A 22,980-nucleotide genomic window follows, 5' to 3' on the forward strand; every position below is an offset into this window, starting at 1 on the left:
GGGTCTAGCGTTTAAACTAGACCCTTATCTTTATTTGGTGCGGCTGGCAGGAATTGAACCCACGACCCCTTGGTTCGTAGCCAAGTACTCTATCCAACTGAGCTACAGCCGCATTAAGACCGATATTATGCCATGGAAATTAAAAATTACATAACTCCTGCCGGACACCTGAGAATAAAAGAGGAACTTCTGCATCTTCTAGATGTAGAAAGGCCTAGTGTCGTAAAAATTGTCTCATGGGCAGCCTCTAATGGGGATCGCTCTGAAAACGCTGATTATCAATATGGCAAAAAACGTTTGAGAGAAATTGATCGCCGCATTTATTTCTTAACTAAACGACTAGAAGATGCTGTTGTCGTCGACCCAGAAACCAGAGAAGCAACTGATCAAATATTCTTTGGAGCAACTGTCACCTACGCCGAAGAAGATGGCACAGAAATAACTATTTCAATCGTAGGTGTTGATGAAGTAGACATGGACAAAGGTCATGTCAGTTGGATTTCCCCTATCGCCAAGACCTTAATTAAAAGTAGAGAGGGGGACACTGTCAGGCTTAAGACGCCAACTGGCGTCAAAGAAATAGAAGTACTTAGTGTTATTTACCAAAAACTCGAGTAATACGAACCACGTCTTGATTTTGTCTTAAACGGCGCATCACTTGAGCCAAATGATGACGGCTCTCTACCTGAATCACAAAACGAATACCCACTGCCGATTCAGTGAATCGATCATCCATCGCTACGTGTTCAATATTGGCGTCAGCAGATGTCATCGTACCAGCGATGCGAGCCAAAACACCTTTACTATTTTTAACATCTACTCGAATAGCCACATCAAAATGGCGCTTTAAGTCATCGGACCAAATCACATCAACCCAATGCTCGGAGTCCTTATGATGCAAGCGCTGAGCATGTCGGCACTCACGCGTGTGAATCTGCAACCCCTCACCTTTACCCAAGTAACCCAAAATAATATCGCCAGGAATCGGATGGCAGCAGCTTGGGAAAGACACGGACTCTCCCTCTGCCCCATCAATCATGATGGCCTGACGATGCGCAGGCGCTTGCGGAGCCGCATTTTCCCAATCATCTGTATCAAGACGCATTTGCTCAGCGCCATCAGAGTTTTCTGCCAAAATTAGCTCAATACGTTTAGCAATCACTGCTGGAACACGATGCCCCATCGCCATATCGGCACAAAGGTCTTCCCTCGCTTTAGCGCCCGTCCAGTGCAAGAGTTTTTCCCAAACATCATCACTCACTAAAGCAGCATCAATACCTTGTTGCCTCAAAGCTTGAGATAACAAGCGCTCACCTAACTGAATCGCTTCAGAATAACGACGGGTTTTTAGATGATGTCGAATCGCAGCCCTAGCCTTGCCTGTGCGAACAAACGTTAACCAAACAGGATTAGGCTGTGAGTTTGGCGCAGAACTAATTTCAACAATATCGCCATTTTTTAACTCAGTGCGTAAAGGCAACTGCACGCCATTAACCTTAGCGCCCACGCATTCATTACCCAAGTCACTATGAACCGCATAGGCGAAATCAAGCGCCGTCGCCCCTCTAGGTAATGCGCGAATCTGCCCTTTAGGCGTAAACACATAAACAGCATCCGGGAATAAGTCGATCTTCACATGCTCCAAGAACTCTTGGGAGTCACCGCTGTTATCCTGAATATCAACCAACGACTGCAACCACTGATGCGCTCTGACTTGCATTTCTGTTAAATCATTATCGCCATCCTTATAAGCCCAGTGAGCAGCCACACCTTCTTCAGCCACTTGATGCATAGATTGCGTACGGATTTGAAACTCAACTGGCATACCAAACGGCCCGACCAAGGTGGTATGCAATGATTGATAACCATTTAACTTCGGGATAGCAATGTAATCCTTAAACTTGCCAGGCATTGGCTTATATAAAGCATGAAGCACTCCTAAAGCCCGATAGCACTCGTCAATGGTTTTAACCGTGACTCTAAAAGCATACACATCTAAAACTTGAGAAAAACTCAAATGCTTTTGACGCATTTTTAAATAAATACTGTAAAGCGTCTTCTCTCTGCCACGCAAATCGACTTCAAGACCGGCCTTACTTAAAGCCATTCTGGCAGCATCTAAGATCTTCTCTACCATCTCCTTGCGATTGCCACGCGCTTTTCTAATAGCTTTGTCTAAAGTGGCATACCTAAAAGGAGACCCATGCTTAAAACTTAAATCTTGTAACTCGCGGTAAACCAAATTAAGTCCTAAGCGATGAGCAATAGGAGCATATATTTCAGCAGTCTCCAAAGCAACACGCTTACGCTTCACCAATGCCATCGCATCTAGGGTGCGCATATTGTGCAAACGGTCCGCTAGCTTCACCAAAATCACACGCACATCGCGAGCCATCGCCATAAACATTTTTCTGAAACTCTCAGCCTGAGCTTCAGCATGACTTTGGAATTCCAGCTTATCTAATTTTGTTAAACCCTCAACAAGCTCAGCCACTTTCCCACCAAAAACCTCAACAAGTTCTTGACGAGTACTACCAGTATCTTCAATCACATCATGTAAAAGAGCAGCCATGATTGAAGCTGCATCTAAGCGCCAAGTAGCGCACAACTCAGCAACTGCTAGAGGATGGGTAATGTAAGGCTCGCCGCTTTGGCGGTACTGCCCTAAATGAGCTGAATCAGCATATTGAAATGCTTTCTTTACTAAAGCTAGGTCTTCGGGCTTTAAATGAGATAACTTTGCAGTAAGTCCCGCAAGAGAAACAACTTGGGGTTTAGGCGGCGTAGCCGGCTGAGACGTAGGTCCAAACAAATGCCGGCTAGACTGCTCCAGGATGGCGGCTATGATGCCTTGGGCATCGGATTTAGGCGCCACCGTCAATCACCTCTTAGAGAGGTACTTTAACCAACATATCTCGATCTGTAACACCTGCAGCAACTTCACGCAAAGCAGTCACAGTCGGCTTGTCTTTAGCGTTAACGCGAGGAGCGTGGCCCTGCGCTAATTGACGCGCACGGTACGTGGCAGCCAATACCAATTCAAAACGATTTGGAATGGTCTTTAAACAATCTTCTACAGTAATACGTGCCATGTGATTAACTCAAAAAATACTAGGAATACCTAAAGGATAACGCACTTGTGAAAAAGTCGCCTAAAGTTCACTTTATGCCAAGTTACAAACCAAGCTCCTGAGCTAGATTTTTATGACGTTCTAGCTGAGGTCCAGCCCTTAATCGGCTAGCGGAAATAATCTGCCTTAACTCAAATAAAGCAGCTTCAAACAAATCATTAATGACCAAATAGTTAGCTTCACCTACGTGAGTCAATTCTTCTCTAGCCGCAGCAACACGTCTCTCAATAGTTGCCTCATCATCTTGAGCGCGTTTACGCAAACGATCTTCTAAAGACTGAATCGAGGGCGGCAAAATAAAAATCCAAATGGCATTAGGAATAATTTTCTGCACTTGCCTAGCGCCCTGCCAATCAATTTCTAAAATGACATCTTTACCAACCGCCATTTGAGATTCGATCCAAGACTTAGAAGTTCCATAGCAATTTCCATGAACCTCTGCTGACTCTAAAAAATCTCCTGCTGCTTGGCGTTTTAAAAATTCTTCTTTACTTAAAAAATGATACTCACGCCCATCTTGCTCGCCCGGTCTAGGATCTCTCGTCGTGCAAGAAACCGATAACTGAAGACTGGGATCTTTTTCTAACAAGGCATTCACCAAAGATGACTTACCAGCTCCCGAAGGAGCTACTACCATCAACATACTGCCCGTATATCCCATTTCAAATCTCCACAGTCGCGGTCTTAATTACTCTAAATTCTGAACCTGTTCGCGCATTTGCTCAATCAGTAACTTAATTTCAATAGAAGCATTACTACTTTCCTGAGAAACAGATTTAGAGCCTAAGGTATTAGCCTCACGATTCAACTCTTGCATCAAGAAATCCAAACGCTTTCCGACGGGACCGCCCTTTTTAAGCGCACTCTCCACCGCATCCAAATGAGTTTTCAAACGACTTAGCTCTTCAGCCACATCGATACGTACTCCATACAACACCACCTCTTGCCTAATGCGGTCCGAAATGTCATTTTTAGAGACGGCTTGCCCTTGGGCATCCACCCCAGTCAAAATCTCAGTTAAGCGCTCTGTCAATTTAGCCTGATGAGCCACAATAATCTCGGGAATCAATGGCTCAATGGTGGCAACAATTCCACGAATCCCTACGACACGCTCCATAAGCACTGAGAACAAAGCCCTGCCCTCACCCTGGCGACTCTCTTTCAGGGCCATCAGGGCATCGTTAGCGGCCTCTAATGTGGCAGAACGCCATAAGGCATCATCAGCCCTAGCCTCATTAATAACCCCAGGCCATTTAAGAATCTCGCCCATGCGCATATTTCCCGCATTAGGCATTTCTTTAAGAATCGAAGCTTCTATAGACTTCAATCCATCCAAAGCGCTTTTATTCAATAATTCAGTAGCCGCGAGCCCTTGCTCGGCCTCGCGATGGACATTAATCCGAAACTCCACCTTCCCACGAGACAGTTGTTTCGTTACCATCTCGCGTATGGGCATTTCCGCTGATCGGCACTCCTCAGGGGAACGTATGTTCAAATCTAGGAAACGGCTATTCACAGAGCGGCATTCCACCGCTACAGTTGCATAGGCTTTTCCACCTAGATGAATTTGTCTAGAGGCTCCACCAAAACCGGTCATACTTTCTATCATTCTCATATTGTAAAGTCGTAACATGACAAACTTCAAAAGACCTAGTAACAGAACCGCAGAAAATCTGCGTGATATCAAAATTATTCGTGGATTTACCAAACACGCCGAAGGGTCCGTTTTGGTGCAATTTGGCGATACACACGTGCTTTGCACCGCCAGCGTACTTGAAAAAGTGCCACCTCACCAAAAAGGAAGCGGTGAAGGCTGGGTAACAGCGGAATACGGCATGCTACCTAGAGCCACCCACACTCGCGGTGACCGTGAAGCGGCTCGTGGCAAGCAAAGTGGCCGCACCCAAGAAATTCAGCGCCTCATTGGCAGATCTATGCGTAGCATTTTTGATCTAAAGCTCTTAGGAGAGCGCACCATTCATCTGGATTGTGACGTACTACAAGCCGATGGCGGCACAAGAACCGCTTCCATCACTGGCGCATTCGTGGCAGCCAGAGATGCTGTTAATCAACTTTTAGCGAAAAAATTAATTACACAAGATCCTATTAAGGATCACGTGGCCGCTATTTCAGTGGGTATTTATGAAGGGCACCCTGTACTCGATCTTGATTACGCGGAAGACTCTGCTTGCGACACCGATATGAATGTCGTTATGACCGGCAGTGGAGGAATTATCGAAGTGCAAGGTACCGCTGAAGGTGCCGCATTTTCCAGAGCAGAATTAGATGCCCTACTGAATCTTGCTGAAAAAGGTATCAGCGAATTAGTGGCTTTACAAAAACAAGCCTTGGGTAATTGATTCATCCATTCATCAATTAAATTTTAAAAATGGTACCCAAGAAAATTGTTCTGGCCTCTAACAATGCCGGGAAAGTTAAAGAATTTAACTTGCTACTAGCACCACTAGGCTTTGAGGTCATCCCTCAAGGCCTGCTTGGCATTCCTTCTTGCGAAGAGCCATTCCCAAGCTTTGTCGAAAACGCCATTACCAAGGCAAGACATGCTAGCAAACTAAGCGGCCTCCCCGCTCTAGCCGATGACTCAGGGGTTTGCGTTAATGCCTTAGGTGGCTTACCCGGAGTCCTATCTGCGCGTTTTTCTTTATCGGATCAAAAAAAAGATCCTAGCGATGAAGATAACAATCAACTCTTAATCAAAAAATTGGCGGGCATCAGCGATCGATCAGCCCACTTCACCTGCACTTTGGTATTTTTAGAATCAGATATTGATCCAGAACCATTAATCGCCGTGGGTAAATGGTATGGCGACATCATCGACACACCTAGAGGTTCTGCTGGCTTTGGTTACGACCCTCACTTCTTTATCCCAAGTCTAAATAAATCAGCAGCAGAATTAAGTGCCGAAGAAAAAAATGCGATCAGTCATCGTGGGTTAGCCATGCAAGATTTGATTGCGCAGCTACAGCGCAAATTTAAACAGTAACCCATGCTGCAAGCACTTCCTCCCTTATCGCTTTATGTCCATATTCCATGGTGCATCAAGAAATGTCCCTATTGCGACTTTAACTCTCATCAAATTAAAGACGGCAAAGAAAGTGGCTTCCCCGCAGGATTTGACGAGCAACGTTACTTAGAAGCCTTACGCCTAGACTTACAAAGTACCTTACCTAAGGTGTGGGGTAGAAAAGTTCAAACTATTTTTATTGGCGGTGGCACCCCAAGTCTTCTCTCTAAAGAGGGTCTTGACCAACTGCTCTCAGATATCAGAGCTTTATTACCACTCAATGCCGATGCTGAAATAACGATGGAAGCGAACCCTGGCACTTTTGAGAAAGATAAATTTAAAAGCTTTGCGGAAAGTGGCGTCAACCGGATCTCTTTGGGCATTCAAAGTTTTGACGACTCAAAACTTCAAGCGCTTGGTCGCGTGCATGATAGTGAACAAGCCAAAGCAGCCATACGAGCAGCACTTGAATTATTTGATCAAGTCAATATCGATTTGATGTACGCCCTTCCCGGTCAATCTCTTAATGATGCCTTAGCTGATATCCAGCAAGCCATCAGTTTTGATCCGGGTCATATTTCTTTGTATCACCTAACCCTCGAACCCAATACGCTATTTGCTAAATACCCCCCAGCGCTACCAGATGACGATAGTGCTTTTGAGATGCTCGATCATTTAATGAATGCTTTAGAGAAAGCAGGCTACAGCCGTTATGAAGTTTCTGCGTACGCCAAGAAAGGTCGCCAATGCCAACACAATCTCAATTATTGGCAATTTGGAGACTACATTGGAATTGGTGCCGGTGCTCACGGAAAAATCTCTGAACACAACAGAATCACTCGGCAAGTCAATGAACGCCATCCCGATAGCTATATGACGAAAATATTCAAAGATGGTCATGCACTTATTGAAGAACGCACTTTAGATAAAAATGATTTACCTTTTGAGTACATGCTCAACGCCCTAAGACTGATTGAAGGTGTACCGACTCATGCATTTAATGAGAGAACCGGCATCCCATTAGCGCAAATCAATCCGATGCTAGAGGCAGCCGTTAAAAAACAGCTACTCGACGCAGACCCTAGAACCCTTAAAGCAACCCCTTTAGGCATGCAATATCTGAATGATTTGCAAATGCTATTCCTGAAATAAAAAAACCTCCCAAACATAACTGCTGGGAGGTTTTAGGCGTCTGGCGGAAGCTGTGGCTTAACCTAGCTCCGTACGGATTTAGAGAAAATTAGATCAATCAAAACTGAAGTAGACGATGCAAATCCATGCATCTATTGAGAAATTATTCATCACTTAAGTGATGAATTCAAACTAGATCTCTAAATCCCTATATTCGATCCCAGGCTGGTCTATGTTGTTATAAGCGCAACATTTGGTAACCATCCTTGGTAACAATCAATGGAGGATACATGAGCACAAACCTAAGTTTTAAATATGTGGAAAATCTTAAAAGCCAGGGGCGGTACACCGACGCCTTAGTTACAGGTTTACATCTATGGGTTAAACCCAATCTTAAAAAATACTGGATATTCCGATACTCTCAGGGCGGGAAACAACAAAATGTTAGCCTTGGGCCTTACACCAAGGTATCTATTGCCGAAGCACGGCTTAAAGCTCAAGAACTAAGGAACCAAATTAATTCTGGCATCAACCCTATAGCTGAGCGCCAAAAACAAAAATCCCAAACAATAGAACTGCAGACCAAAAAATCTGTATTCAAAGATTTTGCTGAAGAGTGCATAAAAACAAAACGCGCTGAATGGACAAACCAGAAGCACGGTGACCAGTGGGAATACACACTTAAAGAGTTTGCCTACCCAGTTATCGGCAACAAATATTTGGACGAGATCAGTACAGAAGATATCTTGGCCATCCTTTCGCCAATATGGGTCAGCAAAACAGAAACTGCATCCAGGCTGAGAGGTAGGCTCGAGTGGATTTTGGCATCGGCAACAACAAGACAGCTACGAACTGGGACCAACCCTGCACTATGGCGCGGTCATTTACAAACTATCTTGCCAGCGCCGAATAAATTAAAGAAAGTAAACCACCACAAAGCACTGCTATACAGACAAGTCCCATCTCTGATCTCTAACCTTGCTGAGATGGCAACCGTTGGGTCTCTTGCACTTGAGTTCACAATTTTGAATGCATCAAGAACTGGTGAGGTGGTTGGTGGACTGCGTTCTGAAGTGCATGGTGATATTTGGATAATCCCCGCAAACAGAATGAAAGCCAAGAAAGAGCACCGCGTACCGCTATCTGCAAGATCATTAGCAATACTAGCAATTGCTAGAGCTATGGACGAAGATAGCGAATACCTATTTTCAAATAACGGGAAATGCTTATCAAATATGGCTATGCCAATGGCACTGCGCCGCGCTGGGGTTGACGCAACGGTTCACGGATTTAGATCATCCTTTCGGGACTGGGTCTCCGAAGAAACAAATCACCCCTCAGAAGTTGCCGAAATGGCACTGGCACACACAATTAGTAATAAAGTTGAGGCAGCGTATCGACGAAGAGATTTACTTGAAAAACGCAGGCTACTAATGAATGATTGGCAGAATTATTGCTTAAGTGGAGAGCACTCATGAACTCAATTACCGATAAATACAATGTTCAGCAAAAAATCATTAAACAAGAGCTTCTTGAAATGATTCAGAATCTTCTCAAAAAAGATCTAGACAAAGAGTCACGCCAAACTCTTGAAGAAATGCGCAAGGCAGTTAAGACTAATAAATTTGAAGGCTTGAATCAAAAGATTTATGAACAATACAATGCCCAGGGCTGGAATATCCCTCCAAACAGTGGGCGCCAAAACTTCAGTCATATTTTTATTGAAAAAGTAATGGATTTAGTCAGCATTCAGCATAAATACCAGACAGATCCAGACAGCCCACAGCAAAAATATTCCTCCGAAGAAAATCTTAAGGTAAAAATTAAAGAACTTTTGGATGAGTTTGAACAGCAGGAAAAAAGTATGTTAATAGCAAGGCTTGCTCAAGCAACTATTCTTCTTGAATTACTTAGCAACGAAGTCGATCATTTAAAGTTTGAGAATAAGTTTTTACGCTTTAACTATGTTGACAATCTTCTTAAGAAGCGGAAGACCGTGAAAAGTCAAACCGCGGGTAAAGTCAAAAAATTCTCAACTAACAACAAGTGTCTCGAGGAGTGCTTGAATGAAATCCTGAGTGCTGGTGCGGTAGATAAGATAATCTCAAAAAAGATTTACGCGCGGTTCTGCAACTTAGTAAAAAAGAAATACCCAACGCCGCCATATGTACAAAAGCCTAGATTAAGCAGAGAAGAAAAGCGCCAAGACCCAGCAATTCAAGCAGTAGACAGAGAAGCACTCAAGAGAAATGAATGGGCTCCAACAACATTGCGCACCTTCTTTGAGAAAGCCTTAAAAATCAGGATTACTGATCTTCCTAATAAATAATTTCAACACTTAAGTGTTGAACTATAGATGCTCACCTAAGAGAGAACAATTCAATTAAGCCCAATCAAACTTGGTTGGATTTAATTGAACTTTCTTTTAGGAGCACTTGAATGCAAAACTATGTACAGCTATTACGCATAGCTGAAGTATCAAAAAAAACAACACTTGCCAAAAGTACAATTTGGCTGAAGATCGCCAAACAAGAGTTTGTAGCTCCTGTACGAATTGGTGGTATTTGTGTATGGAAAGAGTCAGATGTCGATGACTGGATTGAGCGCCAGTTTGCTAAATCTCACAAGGAGGCAGCATGAGCGACCAAACTTTAAACCAACCTCAAGAGACTTCGCTTGTTGATAAACCCGAGTCAACTGCAGCCACAGAAAGCACGTCTTCACTTCTAAGTAGCCTAAGATTACCTGACACCTACAGCGCCAGCGGTGGGACTGTATTACCGCTCAAAGCAACCTACGGGAAACTCAATAAATACCGGTTTTCCAGAGTTCATCCTGGAGATGATTATAAATTTCCCTGCCTTACTGTTGAGGACAAAGATAGTGGTGAGACATACCTAGCATCCCCTAATATGGCAGGCCAGCTAGGCAGCCTAGCTACAGTAAAAACAATCCGCTTGGCTGTTGACAACGCAGGCACCCCTAAGTTAATTGGAGAGCCTGATTTGGACCCAAATGGAAGAAGAAATCTTTGGCACTCCTCATTAAAGAATGCGATCAAGTTGGCTGAAGATGAATGGGTCAGGGTGCAAGCAAACATGTCTGCTGGACAATATGAAATAACCACTTCAGCAAACGACTTGGGCTTCCCAAGATGGCCAAAGCAGTCCATGGAGGAATTGATCAACGATGCATTTGCTGGCCGAATCATCGACTCGCCTGATCACCCATATATTCGCCAAATTCAAGGGAGGATCTAATGGTTAATCAAGATTTTTCCTTGCGTGACTGCATCACCCTCGACTTTGAATTCCGCCCCCTAGAGGGGCGTGAGGGTAACTTGCCAGAAGTGATATGTATGGTTGCTTATGAAATTGGTACCGGCAAATCTCATCGCATCTTCCAGGAGGAGCTCTATCAATTAAAGGCACCACCTTTCCCAATTGATAAGACAGCCGTCATTGTTGCCTACTTTGCCAGCGCTGAAATGTCTTGCTTCAAGGCTTTGGGCTGGCCAATGCCCCAAAACGTTCTAGATCTCTACGCTGAGTTTCGCAATAGGACAAATGGGTTTTCATATTTACCAGGTGGCCGTTCGCTGCTTGGAGCTATGAAATTTTTTGGTCTAGATTCAATTGTCCCTGAGCACAAAGAGGAGATGCGCACCTTAGCTTTAAGAGGCGGGCCATACAACTATCATGAACGGTCATCGTTGTTGGATTATTGCCAGTCAGATGTAGATGCATTACTACCTCTTTTAAGTGCCATGCTACCGGGGATTGACCAGCCACGCGCGCTGCTCAGAGGGCAATACAACATCGCTGTTGCCGCTATGGAAAACACTGGCACACCCATTGATATTCAGACTTATGCCGATCTGTGCCATTTCTGGGACAAGATTAAAGGCGAGCTTATTTTAGAAGTCGATGCAGCTTATGGGGTCTACCAGGATGGCGTATTTAAAAGCGATTTATTTGAGAAGTATCTTGGGCTAGCTAATATCCCATGGCCCAGAACAGCAACGGGAAAACTTAAGTTAGACGAAGACACCTTCAAGGACATGTCCAAGGCATACCCCAATCTGTTGCCATTGCACAATTTGCGAGACTGCTTAGCAAAGCTTAGATTGAGTGACCTGTATGTCGGCAGTGATGGGCGTAACCGCTGCCTGTTATCACAATTTTCATCGATCACAGGGCGCAACCAACCTTCGACAACTAAGTTTGTTTTTGGGCTGTCAAAGTGGCTAAGAGGTCTAATCCAGCCTCGTCCTGGGATGGCTATTGCATACATTGACTGGTCACAACAGGAATTTGGTATTGCAGCTGCATTATCCCAAGACAAAAATATGCTTGAAGCTTATTTATCCGGTGACCCATATCTTGCTTTCGCGAAGCAAGCTGCTGCAGTTCCGCAAACCGCAACTAAACATAGTCACCCAAATGAGCGAAATCAGTACAAGCAGTGCGTCCTGGCAACTCAATATGGCATGGGAGCAGAGTCTTTGGCGGACCGATTAGGTACACCAGTGTTACGAGCCAAACAGCTCCTTGATATGCACAAGAAAGTTTATAGGACGTTTTGGGACTGGTCAGACAATCTTTACAACACGACCGTTGCATTCAATCAGGTAGCTACTTTGTTTGGCTGGAGACTGAATGTTCAACCAGATCTAAACCCACGTAGTTTGCGCAACTTTCCAATGCAAGCCAATGCAGCAGAAATGCTAAGACTTGCATGCATATTGATGCACGAGAGAGGTATCAATATTTGTGCGCCTGTACACGATGCTTTATTGATTGAGGCTCCTGAATACCAAATTGATGATGCAGTTTTAGTAGCCCAGGATTGCATGGAAGAAGCCAGTGCGATTCTGCTTGATGGATTCAAACTAGCCAGTGACGCAAAAATAATCCGCAGCCCTGAGCGGTTCCATGAGGACGCTGGTCAGATTTTCTGGGACCGCGTCATGACTATTCTTGAGCGCATCAAAAGCAGTGAAAAACTTAACGCAGGGTGTTAGAACATTTAACACCTGTCCAATCTTATATATATCTACTCATAAAGAAATCATATGACTACAAACCTACAGCCTAAGAAGTTTTCTCTTTTAGACATCGACCTTGATAAAGAGCTTGGTAGATGCGAACCTTATACACCCCCACCTAAACCTGCAAGACAGCCTGGTTTATTCATCAAAGGGCCAATCTCAATTGACTGGCTCAAGAAAGCAAACCATCTCGGTGGCGCTACTGGTATTGTTGCTACTACGCTATGGCTTTATGTTGGCCTTCAAGGTTCTAAAACTGTAAAGCTGGATTCCAAAATTGATGCCATAACTGGTCTCACTCGGCAAACTCGGCAACTCATCTTGAGGAGACTAGAGATACACGGGTTAATTAAACTTTTCCCACAACGCGGTGGATACCCACGGGTGACCATACTATGAGTGTTTGCATAGGTATTGAGGAAATTAAATTTAAGCGCCTTAAAGACCCCCTAAATAAGGTGTGGAGACCTGTCAAATGCCTTTGCCTAGTGTGAGGATGCATGGCGCCAAGTTGTGTGGCTGCAAATCGAAAAGAACTAGACTACCCTGCAATAACCCAGCAGCATTCGGAACTAGGGCATGTAGGATGCATGGCGCCCACAAAAGCAGAAATGTTCTACAAGGCGCCAACCATCCGCAGTATAGAAATGCTGGTCAAACCAGGCGAGAAAGGCATGAACGTAGTGAGAAAAGCCTGCAGTTTGCCTTGCTAGAGCAGCTCGGCTGGTACCTGAATATGTTTACTGGCACGAAGACGCGAGGCCGAAAACCCTCAGGGTATAGAGCTATGAACTTAAGTGACCCAGATGAATTAAGTGAAATTGTTTTAAAGACCTTACCCAAAGCAAAGTCAAAAATTTGACATTGTTTTTAAAAATTACTCATCGCCTGTGCAGAATAGTGTGCATAGTGGAAATGAGGGACCCATTTTTAAAATTGGGGGGTGCCGGGTGGGTGGGGTCAGCATTCCCAGAAAATAGAAGCCCTACCCCCTCATGTTTCCGAAATAAACCAGCACCTAAATAACTAAGGCATGTTGCGCGCAGGTGATTGAATTTGGTAACAAACTTTGGTAACGCGGCGGTTTTAGCCCTGGAACCATTAATAAACAGCCATGTACGGCGGACGCTATCTCCGCGATAACCGCTGTCGACCCAAAGCGGACCTTGGCGGAACATATCCTCTGCCATTCAATATCGAGCCGTTTCTAAGCTAACTCAAGCATCGATTTGAATATAGTCATCCGCTTTAAGGGCCAGGAATCCCATGCTTTAGAGTCATAATTAAGCTTTGGCGCTATAAAAATCCAATAAATCAAGGAATAGATGATGAGTGATTGCAGTAATAATGGATGTGGCTGTTCGGCAACGCCAACTACAAATCAACCCTCCCCTTCTATTGACCACAATAGAGTTCAATACCGCATTGAAAATATGGACTGCCCTACCGAGGAAGCGCTCATTCGCAACAAACTTGGCGCTCTTGAGGGTGTAACAGGGTTGCAATTCAACCTAATGCAGCGAACGCTAACTGTAAACCACAACCTCAATAGCCTTGCTCCAATAGAGGCGGTCTTAAAAAGCATAGGCATGCAAGCAACGCAAATCAAGCCAACTGATACGTCAGCAGAAAAACCAGCACCCAAGACTAAATGGTGGCCACTAGCAGTATCGGGTGTAACAGCGATATTAGCTGAAGGGGTTTACTGGATTCAAATTGGTAATCACTGGGCCGTAATAGGTCTATCTATTGCTGCAATTTTGCTAGGCGGTCTGCCAACATACAAAAAAGGTTGGATTGCACTGAAAAATGGCAATCTCAACATGAATGCGCTCATGTCGATTGCTGTTACTGGTGCGATGTTTATTGGTCATTGGCCAGAAGCTGCAATGGTGATGTTCCTCTTTGCGGTAGCCGAGTTGATTGAGGCTAAATCACTAGATCGGGCACGCAACGCCATTCGCGGGCTAATGGATTTGGCACCTGATACAGCGACTGTGCGACAGCAAGATGGCAGTTGGGTAGATGCATCCGCTAATACTGTGCCACTTGGTGCTATCGTGCGCCTACGCCCCGGTCAGCGTATTGCACTTGATGGCGTAGTCACTAGCGGCCACTCATCAGTAAATCAAGCCCCTATTACTGGAGAGAGTTTACCAATTGAAAAAGCTGAGGGTGATCTGGTTTTTGCTGGCACGATCAATGAGACTGGATCATTTGAATACCGCGTAACCGCAGAAGCTAGCAACTCCACTTTAGCTCGCATCATTCATACTGTTGAGTCAGCGCAAGGTAGCCGTGCACCAACGCAGCGTTTTGTTGACCAATTTGCCAAGATTTACACGCCAACCGTTTTTGTCATCGCCCTTCTGGCGGCCTGCATTCCACCATTGGCTTTTGGCTATCCATGGTTCGACTCAGTCTATAAAGCTTTGGTGCTCCTGGTTATTGCTTGCCCCTGTGCGCTAGTGATCTCAACTCCTGTCACTATCGTGAGCGCTCTTGCTGCGGCAGCTCGTAAAGGAATTTTGATTAAAGGCGGTGTTTATCTTGAAAAAGGTCGCAAGCTAGCAGTCATAGCAATGGATAAGACAGGAACGATTACACACGGCAAACCCGCACAAACAGACTTCATTGATTTAAGTGGTGATGGGTCAGGCGTAAGAATCCTTGCTGCAAGCCTCGCTGCTCGCTCTGACCATCCAGTCTCACTGGCCATTGCCCGTGCCGCTACTGAGGCAGGCTTAACACTTCGCGAAGTTACTGAATTTTCGGCAATACCCGGTCGTGGGGTACGTGCCAACATCGACGGACATACCTATCAATTGGGAAACCATCGACTAATTGAAGAGTTGAAGCTGTGCTCATTAGAGCTTGAGGCAAAACTGAACATTTTGGAACGCCAAGGCAAAACGGTAGTGTTGCTGGCTAACCAAACTGGAGTGATTGCTATCTGCGCCGTAGCAGATACTGTGCGAGAAACAAGCAGGCAAGCTATCGCCGAACTGCATACACTTGGCATCAAGACACTCATGCTCACTGGTGACAATATCCATACCGCCCAAGCGATTGCACGGGAAGTTGGGATCGACGAAGCAAAAGGCAACCTTCTCCCAGAAGACAAGCTTAAGATAATTGAGGGTCTCATAAAAGGCGCAAATGGCAATAAGGTAGGCATGGTTGGAGATGGAATTAACGATGCACCAGCTTTAGCTCGCTCTGATATTGGCTTTGCTATGGGGGCTGCTGGTACTGATACAGCCATTGAAACGGCAGATGTCGCATTAATGGATGACGATTTACGAAAAATTCCTGCCTTTGTTCGCCTGTCCCGCGCCACCGCGAATGTGCTCATCCAAAACATCGTTCTTGCGCTTGGAATCAAGGCTGTGTTTTTAATTCTCACATTTACAGGGCAGGCAACGATGTGGATGGCTGTATTTGCCGATATGGGAGCAAGCCTATTGGTGGTATTTAATGGGTTAAGGCTATTGCGTCATTGACATCTTGTTCTATAAGAGTAGGATGAATTTGCATACATCTACATTTGTAGTGGCACTACCCTTTTCTGGGGTTTTTCATCTAGGATGATGGGTTGTTGCAATAACGGTTCCATGATGAGCGGTGCTGGCATGATGGGATGGCACGGAATGGGCGGCCACTATTCCAAACTCACGCCAGAGCAACTCAAACAGCGCCAATATATGACTGATCAGTACATCAACATGCAACAGCAGATGATGCGGAAACAACACTACATGTAAGGGCGCTGAAGTTGCTGCTGGACAAAAATGCAACTGTTCTTACATGTTGAATCTAGCTGTAACAACCTTTGATTTCAGTTTAATCACCGCAATCGCTTTTGATCCTTTTGGTACGGAAAAAGCACCTTTGAGTTCAAACCTATCTCCCACAGACAGTAGATCGTAATCTTTTTTATCAGATCCATTAAGAATAGTTAGCTTGGCATTACCGCCTTCAGAAGATAGAGGCTTGCCATGATCAGACAAATATATAGTCAAAATGTCTGACTTAGCCACTAATTCAACATCGACATCCTTAGCCTCTACCATCACCCCACCGTGAACTGGCTTTAACTCATGACCAGCGCCAGCATAGACAAATCCAAAAAAACTTAAAAGTAAACTAGTTATCAATATTTTGATCTTCATTTTTTATCTCCTTTAATTAAAAAGCTTCGTTTGATTTAATACTACCCAATACTTTTTCGGATGCTTTTCTGCCATAAAGCCAAAAAATTGCTGGAGTTAAAAATGTATCAAGCAATGTAGAGCTAATAAGGCCTGAAAAAATAACGACCGCCACTGGGTGAAGAATTTCCGTGCCAGGTCGCTCTGCTTCAAATAACAAAGGCGCTAAAGCAAAAGCCGTCACTAAAGCCGTCATTAAGACTGGGCTTAGACGCTCGATAGAACCCCGAATAATCATTGATAAGTCAAATACCTCTCCCTCCGATTGCATCAAATTGAGGTAATGACTGATCTTCAGAATTCCATTGCGTACCGATATTCCCGCCAGAGTAATAAAGCCTATTAATGCTGCAATTGAAAGTGGCTGCCCCGAGATCCATAACCCAATAACAGCGCCCACCATGGCTAGCGGGATATTGAGCATGATCATTAAAGATAGTTGCGCCGATCGATAGCGGCTATTTAAAACAACAAATATCAATAGTAGTGAGCCCACAGAGAGCAGGCCAATTAATTTAGAGGCCTCTTCTTGCGCCTTAAATTGACCATCTAAGGTAATAAAGTAGCCCTCTGGCAAACTTTGGTTTGCGATCACACCTCTAATATCAGCAACTACATCAGATAGAGCCCGTTTAGAGGTGTTAGCCGATAAGACAATTCTTCTTTTGCCGCCGTCTCTACTAATTTGATTTGGTCCATCACCATCTTCAATCGTTGCAATTTTTGAAAGTGGGATTTTTCCATTCGGAGTATCAATCAAAATATCTGCGAGGCCCTCTAAATTTCTTGCAGACTCTGGCAGCTTGATCACTAAAGCGAAGCGTCGATTACCTTCAATAATCTGTGAAATCCGCTCCCCTTCAACCATGCCTTGCAAGGAGGACATTACCTGAGAAGCAGAGATTCCATATTGCGCAGTCCGATCATAATCAATGCGAACTTTGATCTGCGGAGCCAGCACTTGCTTTTCAATCTCTAAATCAACCAGGCCTTCAATCCCTGCTAGTTTTGATCTTAATAAGTCTGCCTGACTTCGCAGCTGATCTAAATCATCACCGAAAATCTTGATTGCGATTTTGGATCTAACGCCTGAGAGCATATGGTCGATACGATGAGAAATGGGCTGCCCAATCGCAATAGCAGCGGGTAAATTGACCAGTCTTGACCGAATATCAGCTTGGATTTCAGCCATTGAACGATCTAGTTCGCCTGCCGGTTTAATGCCAACATCAAGCTCACTGACATGCACTCCTTCGGCGTGCTCATCTAGCTCTGCCCTACCGCTTCTTCGCCCAACATAGGTCACCTCGGGAACTTGTCTGACAAGCTTTTCGGCTTGACTCGCTACGCTAGCAGACTCAGAAAGAGAAACACCAGGATTTAGTCGAAGGCCGATGAGTAATGTTCCCTCATTAAATGGCGGTAAAAATGAACTCGCCATAAAAGGAATGCTCGCGCCAGCCAATAAGACTGATGCAAATGCATACATCAAAGGTTTTTTTGGGGCCGCCAATAATCTAGATAACTGAACCTTGTAATGACTTTTTAACCAAGTAACGATTTTTGTATCGTGATCCCTAAGTGACTTCATTGACGGCAATAAATAGAAGCAAAGTACTGGGGTGATCGTGACTGACACTAAAAGCGATGCCAAGGTGGAGACAATAAATGCAATACCCAAAGGAACAAATAGGCGACCCTCAATACCCGGCAACGCAAATAATGGGATAAACACTAAAACAATAATTGCAGTTGCATAGATGATTCCTGTCCTCACCTCTAATGAGGCTGCTCGCACAATTGCTAGCGGGGATAATTGATTGACCTTATCCCTATCAAGATTTTCTCGCAGACGCCGAATCACGTTTTCTACGTCCACTACAGCATCATCTACTAAGCCTCCAATCGCAATGGCTAAACCTCCCAATGTCATCGTGTTGATCGATAGGCCAAAATATTTAAAAACTAAGGCTGTCAATAAAATCGAAACGGGAATTGCAGTTAAAGAGATGATGACTGGGCGTATCGTTCCTAAAAACAAATACAGCACTACCGCTACAAAGATTGAGGCACCGATGAGCTTACCTTCCAAGGTACTAATGGACGCATCGATAAAACTCGCCTGTCTAAATGTCACTTTTGGGGTATTCATGCCTACTGGAAGGCCTTGTTTTAACTCAGATATTGCAGCCTCAATTTTCTTGGTTAATTCCACCGTATCTGCTGAGGGTTGCTTTTGAACACCCAGTATTACCGCTGGACCACCCTCATAACCAGCATCTCCTCGTCTTACGGCTGGTGCAAATGTGACATCGGCGACTTGCTTTAAGAGTATTGGCTGGCCATTACGACTTGAAACAGCAATATTTTTCAAATCCTCCAAACTAGAAGTGCGCCCTATATGACGAATCAAGTACTCGCGATTATTCGATTCAAGAAAGCCGCCAGATGTATTGGCTGAATACCCCTTTAATGCATCTTCTAGTTGCAATATGCTCAGACCTAGTTCAGCCATGCGACGAGTATTGGGCTGCACTTGAAACTGCCTTACCTGACCGCCAATCGGAATCACTTGGGCAACACCTGGAATAGCCATCAGTCTTGGGCGAAGTACCCAATCGGCATATTCGCGCACTTGCATAGATGAAATCTTTGACTCATCAATTGGAATGGCAATCTGCATAATTTCACCCATGATCGAGCTAATGGGGCCCATGCGAGAAACTATGCCATCTGGAATAGCACCTTCCATAGATGACAACCTCTCCGATACCATCTGCCTAGCGCGGTAAATATCAACGGACCAATCAAATGTGACGTAAATAAATGAAAGGCCTGCGCTAGATACCGAACGAATTGCCTCAACACCTGGCAAACCATTCATAGCGGTTTCTAATGGGAAAGTGATGAGCTGCTCAACCTCTTCAGAGGCCATACCACCAGCCTCAGTCATGATGGTGACAGTAGGTTTATTTAAATCAGGAAATACATCAACAGGCATTTTGCTTAAGGTAAAGAGCCCATAGCCCATAGCAATCAGGCTAAGCAAAATCACTATCAGTCGATTCTTCAAACTAAAGTCTAGTAACCAAGTAAACATATACTGTCCTTAGCGAATCTGGTTGATGAGAGACGACCCATCAGTAACCACTCGGTCACCATCTTTAATACCACTCGTAATGACAATACTTTGACCGTCTAAGGGCTCATAAACCACCACCCTAGGCTCAAAGGTTTCAGGATTTCTTTTAACCCATACGATGGTTTGGTTTGAGCCGCTCTTAACAAGCGATTTTGTAGGGACTTTGTTACCTAAGACCTTGGTATTGGTATTCACAAACACTCTTATAGGCTGACCTATAGGGAGATATTGCAAATCATCAGCTTTAGCAGAGAATGTGAGTGGTAAAGCCTGTTCGCGTAGAGTCTGGCCGCCACCAAGATAAGAAAGCTCAATCACCTTGCCATTGACTTCAACTTTGCCGTCAGCAATGTTTTTCGCCAAGTTTGGATCATAGGCAAGTGCCTCAATTAAAAGCTTAGAAGGATTTACTACTTCGAAAATCAGATCTCTCTCTTGCACCACCTGGCCGGAAACAATGCCTGTAGTAGAAATAATTCCAGTAACTGGAGCTCTTAATTCTTCATTAGCGACCGCAGCCTCTGCCTCTTCAATTGTTTTGCGAGGAACTGTATCGCTCAGTTCGCGCAATCGCTTTAGCCGACTCTCTGCAAGTGACCGTGATTTTCCGGGACCGGCTTCAGGGGTTACATAAGCGAGAACGTCGCCCTTATTGACCTTTTGCCCCGGCAAGGGAAAGCCGTTGGGCCCAGGGGTAATTCGACCTGCAACGATGGCCTGAACTTTGCCTCCAAAGTTAGGATCCATGATGACCTTACCTGCTAAGTCATAGGTTTTGGCATATTCACCTGGTTGACCAGGGGCAGTCATGACATGCAACTGTCTTTGGGCAGGTTTTGGAACAAACAGATTCCCATCGGCTTGTCTTTTGGGAGCATCTCCCTGCACCTGTACTGATGAATCATCATGTCCTGGACCAGCATAGACTTTGAAGGTAAATAACGCAGCTGATAAACCCATGAGAAATGCGAACAATCTGAGATCTTTTAAATTGCGATTCATACCCGCTCCTTAATTTGATTGATGATTCTTATGGCACGACTTCTTAGTAAGCCCCTATTGCGATAAGACCAATAAGCAACTCCGGCAACAAAGCACATCAATACCAATAGCTTTAACCATGTTTTCCAATTCATTACCGAAGAATTTTCAAACTGACTTAAATCAATCGTGGAAACTAAAACATCAAGCTCCCCGCCATCATTGATGGTGATGCTTATGGGGGTTGGCTGATCTTTGATTTTGTTTTTTAACTCGATCAAATACTCTCCATCACCATGCGGCTTTGCAGCTACTTTTGCCCCATCAACTTCAATATCAATGCTGGCACCTTTTACAGCCTCATTAGTTGCATAGCGATCTAGATAAAGTGTTATTTGCCCGTCTCGAATCACCCCGACGAGCTCATAAAGATCAGACTCAGCGTAAAAACGCGGTGATGTTTGGGCTTGCTGCTGATTAGGCTTTTCGTCACCATGGTCATGCCCGGGCCCCGCATAAGATGAAGGCGAGATTGCTAAAGTTAGAGCAGCTATTAGCTGCACCAAGTAGTGGATATAGTTTTTAAATAATTTCATAGGATCAATTTGCTTATTCAGGTAACAGGCCAAGCGCCTGGCGTAGATTTGAGACGGCTACTGCGTAATTAATTTTTGCAACTGCCGCTTGTCGATTGGCGTCTACTGCTTCAATCTCAATACGCAATCTTGTGGGCAGGTCTGTTTCTCCGAAGCGGAACGATTTTTCAAAAAATTGCCGGGTTTCATTGGCTAAGGTCGATCTTTTATCGGCAGCGCTAAGTTTCAATTGGGCTGATTTGACCAATGCCATATTTGATTCCACATTACTTAAGGCAGACTCGCGCTCATAAGCTAAGCGCGCCTCGGAATCCACCATCTCGGCCGTAGCACTCGCCAATCTATTGGTATTTCGGGCGTCCGAACCAAATGGAATTCTCAAACCAATCGCAACGGATTGCTGATACGGAACTCCGTAAACTTCACGACCCTTAGTAGTCCATATTTGCAACTCAGGAGAAGCCCTCGTTTGAGACTTTGCCAAATCAAGCGCCTTTCTGGCCACCTCCAACTGATCCACAAGCGCTGCAACAATTGGCAAGCTGGAATCTAGGGCTGATAAATTTTCAGGAACCTTAGGCACTGGCTCAATATTTTTAGCGGCGTCACCAAATTGAATTTTCTTTAGATTCTCACTACCTAATAGAGAACGCACTCTTTGCTCGGCATTAATTACATTGGCTTGCGCTTCAACAAAATAGGCTTCTGAGGATGCGAGTGCTCCATTAGCCAGGTGCAGATCAGCGCGGGATAAGTCGCCAGCCTTAAACCTTTTTTCAACATCCATAGCCAAAGTCTTTGCGTTCTCAAATCGACGTAGTGCCAAGTCAGACTCAATCTTTGATCTTTGGTAATTCCAATAGGTATCTCTTACTTCAGCCGCAATCTTTAATTGGGCAAGATAGTATTGGGACAAAAGCTTTTTATACTCAGCATCGGCTAAATTAATTGAGCTTGACCGTTCATTCCATAGCCAAAGTGGAATACCCAGACCGAGGATAGTCTCGCTAGCACCCTGGTTGCTATTTGTTCTATCTGTTTTTTGGGAGACCTCTACCGATGCAGGACTCACCAAAAGACTGCTAGCAATTTTTTGCTTAGCAAGCGCTGCCTCTACCTTGTATTGATAGGATCTGTAGTCAGGCTGGCGCTCCCATGATGACTCATAGAAAGACTTTAAGGCCGATTCACCTTTGCGCTCTCCATTGGCTAGCGCTATTGGTGAGCCCAATAGGAAGATTAATCCTGTAAGTTGAATGACACAGCGACAAACTGCGTCTGAATACTCTCGCGACATAGAAACTCCATTTGTTTGTACAAAACAGAGTTAGCGAGAAGAATGGTTAGATTGATGCTCTCGCTAACTTAGGCGAGAGAAATCCAATTGGGTTTTTCTGGTGGAGCGGGAGAAAAATCGACTAAAAACTCCACTTGAGCACTTTCGTAATGAAAGGTGGTGGCAGTAATTGAAACACTAAAAGACGAATTTAATGCCGGTGAGTGCGCCAAATGGCAGACTCCGCAATCGGAATCAGCGGCTACAGAGTCACTAGCCGAGACAGTAGCAGCGGCTTCTTGATGCTCGTGATGGGCAACATGCATAGCTGGGCCCTGCTCTTTTTGGCAGTAGCCTGCAATAGTTGCGTAGGAGGTTTGAATTGATAAAGCTAGCAAAGCTAGGATTATCAGTATTTTTCTCATAGAGTGATTAAA

The 22,980-nt window shown here is 44.6% G+C and carries 21 protein-coding genes, 1 tRNA gene and 1 pseudogene; 12 read left to right on the forward strand and 11 right to left on the reverse strand.

Annotated elements, in window-relative coordinates; translation table 11 throughout:
- Window positions 1–35: 35 nt before the first annotated feature.
- Window positions 36–112 (reverse strand) — tRNA-Arg (locus ICV01_RS06690).
- Window positions 113–132: 20 nt separating this feature from the next.
- Between ICV01_RS06690 and greB the strand changes: the two genes are divergently transcribed.
- Window positions 133–618 carry a transcription elongation factor GreB gene (gene greB / locus ICV01_RS06695; protein ID WP_215286827.1) on the forward strand — a complete coding sequence of 162 codons (486 nt, stop codon included), beginning with the start codon at window positions 133–135 and terminating at the stop codon, window positions 616–618.
- Here greB and ICV01_RS06700 read toward each other — a convergent pair.
- The 4 genes from ICV01_RS06700 to ICV01_RS06715 all read right to left on the reverse strand — a co-directional run bounded on the left by ICV01_RS06700 (window position 596) and on the right by ICV01_RS06715 (window position 4,740).
- The gene (locus ICV01_RS06700) at window positions 596–2,881 is read right to left on the reverse strand and encodes a bifunctional (p)ppGpp synthetase/guanosine-3',5'-bis(diphosphate) 3'-pyrophosphohydrolase (RefSeq protein ID WP_215286829.1); all 2,286 of its coding nucleotides are present in this window, start codon (window positions 2,879–2,881) and stop codon (window positions 596–598) included. The genes greB and ICV01_RS06700 overlap by 23 nt on opposite strands.
- A 7-nt stretch (window positions 2,882–2,888) precedes the next feature.
- Complete coding sequence (gene rpoZ / locus ICV01_RS06705) at window positions 2,889–3,092, reverse strand: DNA-directed RNA polymerase subunit omega (protein ID WP_215286832.1); 204 nt, start codon at window positions 3,090–3,092, stop codon at window positions 2,889–2,891.
- Window positions 3,093–3,174: 82 nt separating this feature from the next.
- The gene (gene gmk, locus ICV01_RS06710) at window positions 3,175–3,774 is read right to left on the reverse strand and encodes a guanylate kinase (RefSeq protein WP_371817460.1); all 600 of its coding nucleotides are present in this window, start codon (window positions 3,772–3,774) and stop codon (window positions 3,175–3,177) included.
- Window positions 3,775–3,819: 45 nt separating this feature from the next.
- Window positions 3,820–4,740: a YicC/YloC family endoribonuclease gene (locus tag ICV01_RS06715; protein WP_215289170.1), complete on the reverse strand. Its 921-nt coding sequence runs from the start codon at window positions 4,738–4,740 to the stop codon at window positions 3,820–3,822.
- A 22-nt stretch (window positions 4,741–4,762) separates the two neighbouring features.
- Here ICV01_RS06715 and rph point away from each other — a divergent pair, with 22 nt between their 5' ends.
- The 11 genes and pseudogenes from rph to ICV01_RS06770 all read left to right on the forward strand — a co-directional run.
- The gene (gene rph, locus ICV01_RS06720) at window positions 4,763–5,491 is read left to right on the forward strand and encodes a ribonuclease PH (RefSeq protein ID WP_215286836.1); all 729 of its coding nucleotides are present in this window, start codon (window positions 4,763–4,765) and stop codon (window positions 5,489–5,491) included.
- Between the two features lie 29 nt (window positions 5,492–5,520).
- A complete protein-coding gene (gene rdgB, locus ICV01_RS06725) occupies window positions 5,521–6,135 on the forward strand; it encodes an RdgB/HAM1 family non-canonical purine NTP pyrophosphatase (RefSeq protein ID WP_215286838.1) in 615 nt (204 codons plus the stop codon).
- Window positions 6,136–6,138: 3 nt separating this feature from the next.
- Window positions 6,139–7,308 carry a radical SAM family heme chaperone HemW gene (hemW, locus tag ICV01_RS06730; RefSeq protein WP_215286840.1) on the forward strand — a complete coding sequence of 390 codons (1,170 nt, stop codon included), beginning with the start codon at window positions 6,139–6,141 and terminating at the stop codon, window positions 7,306–7,308.
- A gap of 269 nt (window positions 7,309–7,577) precedes the next feature.
- Window positions 7,578–8,765: an integrase arm-type DNA-binding domain-containing protein gene (locus tag ICV01_RS06735; protein ID WP_215286842.1), complete on the forward strand. Its 1,188-nt coding sequence runs from the start codon at window positions 7,578–7,580 to the stop codon at window positions 8,763–8,765.
- On the forward strand, window positions 8,762–9,616 hold the full coding sequence (locus tag ICV01_RS06740; RefSeq protein WP_215286843.1) for a hypothetical protein: 855 nt from the start codon (window positions 8,762–8,764) through the stop codon (window positions 9,614–9,616). Before ICV01_RS06735 ends, ICV01_RS06740 begins: the two co-directional genes overlap by 4 nt.
- A gap of 110 nt (window positions 9,617–9,726) precedes the next feature.
- Complete coding sequence (locus tag ICV01_RS06745) at window positions 9,727–9,927, forward strand: AlpA family transcriptional regulator (RefSeq protein ID WP_215286845.1); 201 nt, start codon at window positions 9,727–9,729, stop codon at window positions 9,925–9,927.
- The gene (locus ICV01_RS06750) at window positions 9,924–10,547 is read left to right on the forward strand and encodes a hypothetical protein (RefSeq protein WP_215286847.1); all 624 of its coding nucleotides are present in this window, start codon (window positions 9,924–9,926) and stop codon (window positions 10,545–10,547) included. The genes ICV01_RS06745 and ICV01_RS06750 overlap by 4 nt, the downstream gene beginning before the upstream one ends.
- Window positions 10,547–12,310 (forward strand): DNA polymerase, encoded by a 1,764-nt coding sequence (locus ICV01_RS06755; protein WP_215286849.1) that lies wholly within the window; start codon window positions 10,547–10,549, stop codon window positions 12,308–12,310. Before ICV01_RS06750 ends, ICV01_RS06755 begins: the two co-directional genes overlap by 1 nt.
- A gap of 51 nt (window positions 12,311–12,361) precedes the next feature.
- On the forward strand, window positions 12,362–12,736 hold the full coding sequence (locus ICV01_RS06760) for a hypothetical protein (RefSeq protein WP_215286851.1): 375 nt from the start codon (window positions 12,362–12,364) through the stop codon (window positions 12,734–12,736).
- Window positions 12,737–13,665: 929 nt separating this feature from the next.
- Window positions 13,666–15,840: a cation-translocating P-type ATPase gene (locus ICV01_RS06765; RefSeq protein WP_215286852.1), complete on the forward strand. Its 2,175-nt coding sequence runs from the start codon at window positions 13,666–13,668 to the stop codon at window positions 15,838–15,840.
- Window positions 15,841–15,906: 66 nt separating this feature from the next.
- Window positions 15,907–16,101 (forward strand): annotated as a pseudogene (locus tag ICV01_RS06770) (hypothetical protein); the annotation flags it as partial.
- A 39-nt stretch (window positions 16,102–16,140) separates the two neighbouring features.
- Here ICV01_RS06770 and ICV01_RS06775 read toward each other — a convergent pair.
- The 6 genes from ICV01_RS06775 to ICV01_RS06800 all read right to left on the reverse strand — a co-directional run bounded on the left by ICV01_RS06775 (window position 16,141) and on the right by ICV01_RS06800 (window position 22,968).
- Complete coding sequence (locus ICV01_RS06775) at window positions 16,141–16,509, reverse strand: hypothetical protein (protein ID WP_215286853.1); 369 nt, start codon at window positions 16,507–16,509, stop codon at window positions 16,141–16,143.
- A gap of 16 nt (window positions 16,510–16,525) precedes the next feature.
- Entirely contained in the window at window positions 16,526–19,648 is a 3,123-nt protein-coding gene (locus tag ICV01_RS06780; protein WP_215286854.1) for an efflux RND transporter permease subunit, read from the reverse strand.
- 9 nt (window positions 19,649–19,657) lie between these two features.
- Entirely contained in the window at window positions 19,658–20,692 is a 1,035-nt protein-coding gene (locus ICV01_RS06785) for an efflux RND transporter periplasmic adaptor subunit (RefSeq protein ID WP_215286855.1), read from the reverse strand.
- Complete coding sequence (locus ICV01_RS06790) at window positions 20,689–21,267, reverse strand: hypothetical protein (RefSeq protein WP_215286856.1); 579 nt, start codon at window positions 21,265–21,267, stop codon at window positions 20,689–20,691. The genes ICV01_RS06785 and ICV01_RS06790 overlap by 4 nt, the downstream gene beginning before the upstream one ends.
- A 13-nt stretch (window positions 21,268–21,280) precedes the next feature.
- Window positions 21,281–22,564 carry a TolC family protein gene (locus ICV01_RS06795; protein ID WP_215286857.1) on the reverse strand — a complete coding sequence of 428 codons (1,284 nt, stop codon included), beginning with the start codon at window positions 22,562–22,564 and terminating at the stop codon, window positions 21,281–21,283.
- A gap of 68 nt (window positions 22,565–22,632) precedes the next feature.
- The gene (locus tag ICV01_RS06800; protein WP_215286858.1) at window positions 22,633–22,968 is read right to left on the reverse strand and encodes a hypothetical protein; all 336 of its coding nucleotides are present in this window, start codon (window positions 22,966–22,968) and stop codon (window positions 22,633–22,635) included.
- Window positions 22,969–22,980: the final 12 nt, after the last annotated feature.

The organism is Polynucleobacter sp. MWH-Spelu-300-X4, from assembly GCF_018687515.1.
In the GTDB taxonomy this organism is placed as follows: Bacteria; Pseudomonadota; Gammaproteobacteria; order Burkholderiales; family Burkholderiaceae; genus Polynucleobacter.

Bases quoted from the DNA above. Each gene is read 5' to 3' on its own strand.
- ICV01_RS06790 (WP_215286856.1), bottom strand. From the start codon at position 21,267: ATGAAATTATTTAAAAACTATATCCACTACTTGGTGCAGCTAATAGCT.
- ICV01_RS06715 (WP_215289170.1), bottom strand. From the start codon at position 4,740: ATGATAGAAAGTATGACCGGTTTTGGTGGAGCCTCTAGACAAATTCAT.
- ICV01_RS06800 (WP_215286858.1), bottom strand. From the start codon at position 22,968: ATGAGAAAAATACTGATAATCCTAGCTTTGCTAGCTTTATCAATTCAA.
- rpoZ (WP_215286832.1), bottom strand. From the start codon at position 3,092: ATGGCACGTATTACTGTAGAAGATTGTTTAAAGACCATTCCAAATCGT.
- hemW (WP_215286840.1), top strand. From the start codon at position 6,139: ATGCTGCAAGCACTTCCTCCCTTATCGCTTTATGTCCATATTCCATGG.
- rdgB (WP_215286838.1), top strand. From the start codon at position 5,521: ATGGTACCCAAGAAAATTGTTCTGGCCTCTAACAATGCCGGGAAAGTT.
- ICV01_RS06785 (WP_215286855.1), bottom strand. From the start codon at position 20,692: ATGAATCGCAATTTAAAAGATCTCAGATTGTTCGCATTTCTCATGGGT.
- ICV01_RS06775 (WP_215286853.1), bottom strand. From the start codon at position 16,509: ATGAAGATCAAAATATTGATAACTAGTTTACTTTTAAGTTTTTTTGGA.
- ICV01_RS06745 (WP_215286845.1), top strand. From the start codon at position 9,727: ATGCAAAACTATGTACAGCTATTACGCATAGCTGAAGTATCAAAAAAA.
- ICV01_RS06795 (WP_215286857.1), bottom strand. From the start codon at position 22,564: ATGTCGCGAGAGTATTCAGACGCAGTTTGTCGCTGTGTCATTCAACTT.
- ICV01_RS06780 (WP_215286854.1), bottom strand. From the start codon at position 19,648: ATGTTTACTTGGTTACTAGACTTTAGTTTGAAGAATCGACTGATAGTG.
- rph (WP_215286836.1), top strand. From the start codon at position 4,763: ATGACAAACTTCAAAAGACCTAGTAACAGAACCGCAGAAAATCTGCGT.
- ICV01_RS06735 (WP_215286842.1), top strand. From the start codon at position 7,578: ATGAGCACAAACCTAAGTTTTAAATATGTGGAAAATCTTAAAAGCCAG.
- ICV01_RS06755 (WP_215286849.1), top strand. From the start codon at position 10,547: ATGGTTAATCAAGATTTTTCCTTGCGTGACTGCATCACCCTCGACTTT.
- ICV01_RS06750 (WP_215286847.1), top strand. From the start codon at position 9,924: ATGAGCGACCAAACTTTAAACCAACCTCAAGAGACTTCGCTTGTTGAT.
- ICV01_RS06740 (WP_215286843.1), top strand. From the start codon at position 8,762: ATGAACTCAATTACCGATAAATACAATGTTCAGCAAAAAATCATTAAA.
- ICV01_RS06765 (WP_215286852.1), top strand. From the start codon at position 13,666: ATGAGTGATTGCAGTAATAATGGATGTGGCTGTTCGGCAACGCCAACT.
- gmk (WP_371817460.1), bottom strand. From the start codon at position 3,774: ATGTTGATGGTAGTAGCTCCTTCGGGAGCTGGTAAGTCATCTTTGGTG.
- ICV01_RS06760 (WP_215286851.1), top strand. From the start codon at position 12,362: ATGACTACAAACCTACAGCCTAAGAAGTTTTCTCTTTTAGACATCGAC.
- greB (WP_215286827.1), top strand. From the start codon at position 133: ATGGAAATTAAAAATTACATAACTCCTGCCGGACACCTGAGAATAAAA.